This is a genomic window from Streptomyces graminilatus (assembly GCF_001418565.1).
In the GTDB taxonomy this organism is placed as follows: domain Bacteria; phylum Actinomycetota; class Actinomycetes; order Streptomycetales; family Streptomycetaceae; genus Streptomyces; species Streptomyces graminilatus.
The window spans coordinates 1-3,312 of sequence record NZ_LIQQ01000352.1; the positions used below are offsets into that span (position 1 = coordinate 1).

Sequence of the window (3,312 nt, forward strand, 5' to 3'; positions counted from 1 at the left end):
TTCATGAACGGCGTATGGCAGTCCCATTGCAGCGGGCCCGGTTCCCTTGTCCCCCCACTCTCCCCACCCCTACGGTCAAGTCACGAAGTTCGGAACGGACAAGGCAACGGCCCACAAGGCCCACCCCACCTCCGCTCCCGACCCGGCCGTGTGCCCGAGTGGTTTAGGGGCTCGCCTGCAAAGCGAGTTACGTGGGTTCGATTCCCGCCATGGCCTCAAGTGCCTGACCAGGCAAAACGAATGGGCGACACCCCCGGAAGGGTGCCGCCCATTCGGCTATCCGTCTCACTTCCCGTCTCAGTTGGCGAATACGAGCGAGGAGAGTGCGGTGCCCCACGCCCAGGTAAGGGCAGCAGGGCACCGCACTCAGCTGGGGTTACTCGAAGATGTTCGGGACGGGGATGCGGTTGACTCGGCGGTTGGCGTTCCAGGCGGCGGCAACCGCCAGGTGAGCGGCTTTGAGGCGACCCCTGGTGCCGTCGGCGCGGGTGTTGTTGTTGGTGGCGATGGTCTGAATCTTGGCCTTGAAGGCAGTCGGGTCGCCCTGGCGCTTGAGCTTCTGCGCCAACTCGCTGGGGTTCAGCTCATCGGAGTGCTTGGACATCACCGTGGCGATGCCGCCGATAGTGACGGCGTGCCAGGTATCGGGGGTGCGGCCCCAGGCATCCTCGGCGATGGTGAGCGAAAGGTCCAGGATCTCGGGGCCGTGCTCCATGACGATGCTGAGGATTCCCTTGATGCCGCGCACGCCGTTGGCGGTGCTGCTGCCGACCTTGAGCTGGTGCTTCTCCAGGACGGTGTTGGTGTCCACGAAGAGCGGGTGCCCAGCAAGAACACCAATCCTGAACTCGTCGTTCGGGCCGACCTTCGAGGACTCCTTGTTCTTGATGATGAACAGCGACGCCTCGTTGGCCATCGACAGGCCGGAGTGGACCTCGCAGGTGATGGTCTGGACAGCCTTGCGAACCTCTTCCGAGACCGAGACCTTCCCCGACTGGATGAGCTGGCAGGCATAGACACGGTGCATACCGTCCACCGCGTATAGACCGTCCTCGCGCTGCGAGAGGATCGGCGTCCCGAGGGCGGTGGGGACCAGCTTCTCAGCGATGGCCTGTGCACGGATCTTGTTGAGGTTGCGCTGCGCGCGGGGGTCGAACTTGATAGTCATCGGGTCCACCTTGATGTACTCAATCGGGTGGTCCGGGATGTCGTAGCTGTAGTCCTTGCCGGACAAGGCTTCTCCTTCTGTGTCAGCACTCCAGTGGGGGTGACGACGACACATGTCAGCTCCCGAATGCGGGAGACGGCGACCAAGCGGCGATCAGGGTATCGGACAACTGGGCCATTCGGAGGTCAAGTTCACTTGTTAGGGCAAGCCCTTGCCACCGTCGTCCGCCGACCGAAGCACATCGGATTTCCAGATCAGGCCATCCACTTGCCTCGCGATGTCCGTCCGTACTGCGTCCACCATGTGCTGATAGCGAGCGGCCATGGCCGTGGTCGACCACCCCATGAGACCCATGACTGCACGCTCGGGAACGCCGAGGATGAGCAGAACCGTCGCGGCCGTGTGGCGAGCGTCGTGAAGCCGTCCGTCCCGGACCTTCGCCTCTGCCAGAAGAGACTTCCACGCTGCCCAGTCTCGGCGGTGGGACGGGCTACGGCCATGCTCGTCCGGGAACACCAAGCTGTTCTCCTCCCATCGCTTCCCCGCCGCCCGCCGCTCCGCTCCCTGCGCCGTGAGATGCGCACCAAGTAGGTCAACAAGCTGTTCGGGGAGGCCGACCGCACGACGACCGGCGCGCGACTTGGTGGTGGACGACTCCGGGTTGGTGCGTCGCCTCTGCGGGCAGTACCCGGCTGCCTTGCGTCCGCAGGGCTCCGCGCACCCGTGTGCGTACTGCGGCCGGTGGCGACTACGGCGGACAACGAGGAACCCACCCTCAAGGTCCACGTCCTCCCACTTCAGCCCCAACACCTCGCCTTGACGCAGTCCGAGGGCGAGGGCGACGGCCCACCGCGCGGAGTTGCGATGCTGGCCAGCGGCCTTGAGCAACCGCTGTACCTCTTGGACGCTGTAGGGCTCCACCTCGTACTCCCCCGTCTTCGGGGCCTTGGCCAACCGAACGGGGTTCTTGCCGAGGTGCCCTCGCCGTACGGCTTCATTGAGGGCGGTGCGAAAGGTGCGATGCACCTGGTGGGCGGTCCCCGGCTTGCTGCCGTTGGCCTGCATGTTCGCGTAGAACACCTCGATGTGCTCGGGCTTGAGCCGGTCGAGACGGTGAGCCCCCAAGCCGGGGATCAGATGCCTCCGCACGGCGACGCGGTACCCAACCATCGTGTTGTCGTTGACAGCGAGGGGCGCAACGTTCTCGATCCAGTGCGTCAGCCACGTCTTGACCGTCCACGCCTTGCCCGGCTTCCGAACCGTCTTGGCGTCGCGCTGCTTCTCCAACTCGCGTACGGCGGCCGTCACTTCGGCGCGGGTTTTGCGTTCGACGTGGCGACGGTCCGGGGCGCCGTCGTCTCGGATGCCGACAGTGACGCGGCCGTGCCACTTGCCGTCTTTGCCCTGGTAGATAGAGCTACGGCCGTTGGGCTGTCGAGTGCGCTTCTGTTCCTCTGCCACAGGCAGACTCCTGTTTCTCGGTGTCGGGATGGGGACCGGGGCGGCGGGTTGTCCTGTCCGGGAGTGCCGCCGCCCCGGGCGTCGTCAAGCGGCGCGGTGGGCGGTGCGGAGACGGGCCGCGTACGCGGCCGGCGCGTCGACCGGGACCCTGCGGAGACCGCCGACCATGACAGACTCCAGTTCGCCGGTGCGGATGAGCGCGAAGCATGTAGTCCGGCCGATGCGCAGTCGGCGGGCGGCTTCTTCGACCTTGAGGAAGACAAGGGTCGGGTCGTCGTCGGCGGGGGCGGTGAGGGTGGCGTGTTCGTCCAAGGATCACTCCGGTGGGGCTGAGTTTCATGGGCAGGTGCCGCCGCGCAAACCGCAAAATCCGCAGAAAAGCCGGGGATGGTCTCTGACCTGCGATGATGCGGTGTGCGGGTGGTGATGGGGAGTGCTCCGCAGAAATCCGCGATATTCCGCAAAAATCAGGGACGGCCGTCGACCGGCCCCGGGGTGGTGGGGTGGGGCTCGGTTTTTTGCGGAATATCGCGGGATTGTGCGACGGACCCCGGCCCATTGGGTGCGGGAGCTTCGTCGCAGGTCAGCGGGGGTGTCCGGGGTTTATCGCGGATTTTGCGGTTTGTGCGGGAGGGATTGGGTGCGCGGGCGGGGTCACCGGCGGCCGTGCCGCAGGGCGGGGT

Annotated in this window: 3 protein-coding genes and 1 tRNA gene; 1 reads left to right on the forward strand and 3 read right to left on the reverse strand. The window is 65.8% G+C overall.

All coding sequences use genetic code 11. From position 1 onward, the window contains the following. Positions 1-144: 144 nt before the first annotated feature. A tRNA-Cys gene (locus AOK08_RS28185) sits at positions 145-216 on the forward strand. A 160-nt stretch (positions 217-376) separates the two neighbouring features. Here AOK08_RS28185 and AOK08_RS28190 read toward each other — a convergent pair. From AOK08_RS28190 to AOK08_RS28200, 3 genes are all read right to left on the reverse strand, one after another. Beyond that, positions 377-1,234, reverse strand: a complete 858-nt coding sequence (locus tag AOK08_RS28190) for a DUF6551 family protein (RefSeq protein ID WP_055531242.1) — start codon at positions 1,232-1,234, stop codon at positions 377-379. 132 nt (positions 1,235-1,366) lie between these two features. Then, positions 1,367-2,629 (reverse strand): tyrosine-type recombinase/integrase, encoded by a 1,263-nt coding sequence (locus AOK08_RS28195; protein ID WP_055531244.1) that lies wholly within the window; start codon positions 2,627-2,629, stop codon positions 1,367-1,369. An 84-nt stretch (positions 2,630-2,713) separates the two neighbouring features. After that, positions 2,714-2,941 carry an excisionase family DNA-binding protein gene (locus AOK08_RS28200; protein ID WP_055531246.1) on the reverse strand — a complete coding sequence of 76 codons (228 nt, stop codon included), beginning with the start codon at positions 2,939-2,941 and terminating at the stop codon, positions 2,714-2,716. Positions 2,942-3,312 lie beyond the last annotated feature (371 nt).